This window comes from Flavicella sediminum (assembly GCF_006381105.1).
Classification (GTDB): Bacteria; Bacteroidota; Bacteroidia; order Flavobacteriales; family Flavobacteriaceae; genus Flavicella; species Flavicella sediminum.
Map to the genome: position 1 here is coordinate 1 of NZ_VDET01000033.1, position 3830 is coordinate 3830.

At 30.2% G+C, this 3830-nt stretch carries 5 protein-coding genes; all 5 read right to left on the reverse strand.

Annotated elements, in window-relative coordinates; all coding sequences use genetic code 11:
- Positions 1–284: 284 nt before the first annotated feature.
- Positions 285–959, reverse strand: a complete 675-nt coding sequence (locus FGM02_RS16475) for a DUF7832 domain-containing protein (protein WP_139959598.1) — start codon at positions 957–959, stop codon at positions 285–287.
- A gap of 731 nt (positions 960–1690) precedes the next feature.
- The gene (locus FGM02_RS16480; protein ID WP_139959599.1) at positions 1691–1996 is read right to left on the reverse strand and encodes a type II toxin-antitoxin system RelE/ParE family toxin; all 306 of its coding nucleotides are present in this window, start codon (positions 1994–1996) and stop codon (positions 1691–1693) included.
- Positions 1996–2217: a hypothetical protein gene (locus tag FGM02_RS16485; RefSeq protein ID WP_139959600.1), complete on the reverse strand. Its 222-nt coding sequence runs from the start codon at positions 2215–2217 to the stop codon at positions 1996–1998. Before FGM02_RS16485 ends, FGM02_RS16480 begins: the two co-directional genes overlap by 1 nt.
- A gap of 273 nt (positions 2218–2490) precedes the next feature.
- Complete coding sequence (locus FGM02_RS16490; RefSeq protein WP_139959601.1) at positions 2491–2904, reverse strand: type II toxin-antitoxin system VapC family toxin; 414 nt, start codon at positions 2902–2904, stop codon at positions 2491–2493.
- Positions 2901–3146 carry a DUF6364 family protein gene (locus FGM02_RS16495; protein WP_139959602.1) on the reverse strand — a complete coding sequence of 82 codons (246 nt, stop codon included), beginning with the start codon at positions 3144–3146 and terminating at the stop codon, positions 2901–2903. Before FGM02_RS16495 ends, FGM02_RS16490 begins: the two co-directional genes overlap by 4 nt.
- Between the last annotated feature and the right edge of the window lie 684 nt (positions 3147–3830).

The window sequence follows — 3830 nt, forward strand, 5'->3', positions numbered from 1 at the left end:
ATAAGGAACCAAAATGTTTCGTGGGAAAAATGTGTGAGTGGTAGTAGTATATTTTCGGTCGAGGTTATGAATGCTAACGGTTTTGGCTAGGCTTTGTGCGGGGTTGAAAATCGACAAGATTTTCGAACACGCAACTAAGCCGAAGCTTTTTGTTTGGATTTGTTTCTTTGTTTTCACAAAGCCAAATCAACAAGATTTGGCGACTTAGTAAATATACACAAAACTTTGAAGTAAGCACAAAACCCGCATGAAGTTTAGCCGGTGTTGTGGCCAGTTTTTATTAGTTAAATTTTCCACCATTTCGATTTCTTAGATTTCTCCCAATCTTTCAATCTTTTTTCTAAAATGGGTTTCAGTTTGTCGTAGTTTTTCCAATTATCTTTTACGTGATATAAAGTTGGAATGTCTTTTCCTAGTATTTCAGTATAATCGTCTAAAAAACTCCCTTTTTCATAATAGGCATAAGTAAATTCATTTCCTTTTTCATTTAAATCTTCGTCCATTAAAACTCCATCAAGATTTTTCTCAAAAAATTCAGCACCAGTTATTTCTCTGTTTTTTACTTTTTCAACTTCAATTAATAACCCATTATTCTCAGATTTAAAAAAATCTTTTTCAATAATCCAAGCTAAGTAAAATCCTGTATGAACATAACTTTGAAAATTATTTAAATCTTTCGGAAACTCTCCGCTAAAATGCCATTTGGCTTTGTCAAAAATTCCATTAAAATCAATTGGTAGCATTTGAGTTTTTACTTCAATATATTTTTTCTCAAGAAATTCTTGTTTCAATTTATCTAATTCTTTTATTGCTTTTTCATTTGTTCCACAATGTTTGGTAGAGTTAGAAATTGCACTTTTATCTATTTCTCCAGATTGTATTTTCAATAGATGTTCATCGATTTCAATCTGAACAAAATCAGTCGTAATTCTATTTTTCTTTTCTAATCGGATTGTCATTTTTTCAAATTGGCTACAACGTTGTTGTGTAAGAAAAGTTGCGGTTTTGTTCGCGAGGATTTTCCACCGGAAAATCTGATGTGAGCAAATAAGCAACAGCCTTTGGTGAAGCAATAAATTTAGCGATTTTTTTTACACGGTGTTGCAAAATCGTTGTTTTTTTGTTTTCGTAACTGAGTTTTATTCATTTTTCCAATTTTTCAGAATTAAACTTTTAAGATGTTTTTCCGCCAAGTTTTTAATTCAGAGTTTGAGTAAATTCCGCAATTCAGATTTTCCGCATTTTACTCAATTCCGCAAACTTGATAAATTCAGGTTTTGAGTAAGAATTCCACCAATTTGATGTTCAGAGTTTGAGTAAATTCCAACATTTTAGAATTTAATATGATATTCTCCAAATTTTCCGATTGAGAGATTGTTCTTAATTTCTCACTACTTTTTTAAACTCGAAAGGCATAAAAACTCAAAATTTTTCTTCCGATTTTTTTCCGATTAAGTGGTTTCCGCAAACTTGCTCGACAATGTTTTGCAACGTGTTTGTATAAGGTTAGTGTGGGAGGTAGACAATCACAAAATTGTCCCCCGAGGCACAAAGCTTATACTTATTTAGTTTTTTTATCTTGTGGACCTAAAAATACTCAAATGAGTATAAGCGACCCAAAAAAGAAACACTAAACTTTTGGGCTAAAACTAAAACCCCACATTAACATTATACGTTGTTGTACTGCGTTTTATTTTTTTATCCTTTTTAGTTTTATTGGATTTTGTCTTGTGTCAAAAATTGTAACAATTGTAATAGATTCAGAAGTATATCTATAAAATAAAGTTGTCTGTTTTGTTATTACACATTTAAACATTCCTTTATTTTTTTCAGACTGAGGAAAACTTTCAGGGTTTGATTTAATTAAGTTGACGTTTCTATCTAATTTTTTCACGAAATCAGATTTAACTTTCGCACTCCAATTCTCGAGAAGGTACTTGAATAATTTATCAAGTTTTTTTTCCGCCGTTTTTGTAATAATTACAGTTCTACTCATTATCTATGAGAAGACATAAAGTTATCGTAACTCACAGTTTCTCCACGGCTAATTTCAAGATCAGCATTTTTAATTTCTTCTTTCTGTTCTGCACTCAGTTCGTCCCAGAAATCAGAAGTTTTCTCCTTTCTCAAAATATTTTTTATAGATTCAAGTATTGAAGGATTCTCTGTATTCAGTAACAACTTCATTAATTCTAATTTTTCAGCTTGTATATCCATAATTAAAGATTTGAAACAAAAATAAGAAATTTCGATTTGAATTTTGTTTTCTGACGTTATTTTTTAATGCAGTACAACGGTTTTGTATAAGGTTAGTGGGGGAGTTGATAATCGTAGGATTATCAGCCTAACACTAAGCTTATACTTATTTTATGTTTTTTCTTAGTTGACCTAAAAATACTTAAATAAGTAGAAGTGACATAGTAAAAAAACACAAACCTTTGTTTAAGCCATAAAAACCCACATTAACTTTATGCGGTGTTGTAAACTGGCTTATTTTCTTGCTAAATATTCTTTTGCTGACATTACAGGAATTCTCGAGTTTTTAAAATCTTTTTGATTCCTAGTTATAATTATATCAATTTCATTTTCAATAGCAGAATAGTATTGTAATCCATCTTCGAAGTCAGGAAAATTATCATCGTTCAAAGCTAATTCTGTAACTTTATCATCTAGTGCTAAAGTTTGAACAAGTACTTTAAATCTTCTCAGGATTGTTCTTGCTTCTTTCTCTGTTTTTAATTTTGATAGAATATAATTTGTATTGGCAAAAGTTAAAGATGATACAGTCAAAGTAATCAAGTTTTTATCTGCCAAAGAAAATAAGGTCGCAGCTTCTGTGTAAAATTCTTCTCGTTTAGCCAATAAGTCTATGACAATATTTGTATCTATTAATAATCGAATCATTTGTATTTCTCCGTTAAGAAATTTGTGTAATCATCTTTTGAATTAGTTTCTTGATTTAAATCAATCACACCACTAAGACTTTGAACCAAAGGAGTAATTTCTAAATCGCTATTTTTTTTGCTAGTTAAGGAAGCGAGGTAAGTTTCAATCAATCTAGAAAGACTGACTTTATTTGATTTAGCATAATCTTTTGCTTGTTCAATTACTGATTTGTCAAGGCTTAAAGTAAGTTTTGTATCCATGATAAATTAATTTACGTGTAAAGATAAATATATTCTACGTGTAAATGAAATTTATCTCAGAATTTTTGCTTGTTTACAACGGTTTTGTATAAAAATCAGTTTGGGAGAAAGGGGCATAGCCTTTTCGAGCGTACTGATTTAGTTAGTTTAAAAGTACAGAACTTAGGGAAAGAAACCAAGCCCAAATTGTTTTTATGCGTTGTTGCCTTTTAGCAGTACGGATCATTAATTTTCAATTCTTAGTTTTTCATTTTTCTTCAGTGATTCTACTTTACAATTCATTGTGTAAATCTCAAGAAATCCAGACTCAGCGTAGGAATAAAAATTCAACCACTCAGTTACAAATTCTAAAAGCGTATTAGTTTTCATTTTCTAATAAATTCTCAACGTTTACAATTTAAATTCAGCGTTGTTACGATATTTTAAAAGAAGCTAGAGTAATATGTATCGTTTATAGTAATATATCAAGGATTTAGAAAGCGAATAGTTTAAATCTCATTTAAAAGAGAGAACTTTCATATTTAGTTTTAAAAAAATGCGGAGTTACGTAATTTCAAGTTTCTAAGAAAAGAAACCGTTCGGCTAACTGCGAAATTTCGGACGAAATTTGCGCTGTTAACGGCAACGGTTTTGTATAAAGTTAGTGTGGGAGTTGATAATCGAAAGATTCTCAGCCAAACACTA